1 protein-coding gene is annotated in these 1,211 nt (G+C 55.4%); it reads left to right on the top strand.

Going from position 1 to position 1,211, the window contains the following annotated elements:
- Positions 1 to 41 precede the first annotated feature (41 nt).
- Positions 42 to 1,211 (top strand): MobQ family relaxase (gene mobQ, locus QZL71_RS13130; protein WP_294649196.1); only part of this gene is annotated, 1,170 nt, incomplete at its 3' end.

The following is a 1,211-nucleotide window of genomic DNA, read 5'->3' as shown; positions in this document are numbered from 1 at the left end:
GCAATCTTGCTGGGCGGTCTTTTTGTTTGGGGGTGATGCCTATTCCGTGTCCGCATTTCAAAATCACCATCGTCAAGCGCAGCCAAGGTCAGTCCGTTGTTGCCGGGGCCGCTTATCAGAGCGGCGAACGGCTGTTCAGCGAGTACGACCAGAAAACAAAATTCTACAACAAGAAGAAGGAACTTGTCCATGCCGAGATCATGCTGCCGTCCCATGCGCCACCCGGATATGCAGACCGGGCAACACTTTGGAACGCCGTGGAAGCCGTGGAGAACCAGTGGAACTCCCAGCTTGCCCGGCGCATCGTGCTGGCGTTTCCGGTGGAGGTGCCGAAAGAACAGTATCTCTCCATGATAAAGGAATTCTGTCAGGAGCAGTTTGTTTCCAAGGGTATGATTGCTGACTTTGCCATCCACGACAAAGGAGATGGCAACCCACACGCTCACATTCTGCTGACGCTCCGGGCAATGGACGAACATGGCAATTGGCTCCCGAAAGCCCGAAAGGTATACGACCTTGACGAAAACGGTGAGCGCATCCAGCTCCCCTCTGGCAACTGGAAGTGCCACAAGGAAAACACGGTGGACTGGAACGACCAGAAGTATGCCGAGGTCTGGCGGCACAGTTGGGAGACCATCACAAACCGCTATCTGGAGGCTGCTGGCAGACCGGAACGTGTTGACCTGCGCTCCTTTGAGCGGCAGGGCGGCATCCAGCAGATACCGACCGTTCATCTCGGCCCTGCTGCACACCAGATGGAAAAACGGGGAATCGAAACATTTCTCGGAAATCTCAACCGGGACATTCGAGCCGCCAACAGCCTGATGCAGTCCATCCGCAGTGCAATTCGTGGTCTGCAACACTGGATCGCAGACCTGAACGAAAAGAAGCGGCTTCTTCTGGACGCTCTGGAAAAGGCGAAAGAGCCCACGCTGTCCGACCTGCTGGTGGACTACTTCAATCTCCGCAATGAGCAGCGCAGTGATTGGTCTGGCAAGGCAAAACTGAAATGCACTGTTCGGGACTTTGAGGAAGTCAAACGGGCGGTGGACTATCTGAAAGCCCATTCTCTGAACACCATTGAGGATCTGGATACCGCAATTTCTAACCTGAACCAGACCGCCGCCCCTCTCCGCAGGCAGTTGAAGCAGAACGAAAACCGTATGCGGGCAATCGCCCAGATCAAGGATGCTGCCGCCGCCCATGCCAAG

It is taken from the genome of uncultured Faecalibacterium sp., assembly GCF_900066275.1.
Taxonomy (GTDB): Bacteria; Bacillota; Clostridia; order Oscillospirales; family Ruminococcaceae; genus Faecalibacterium; species Faecalibacterium taiwanense.
Note: the sequence above shows the minus strand (reverse complement) of the source record. Positions and strands in the feature narration are given on the sequence as shown.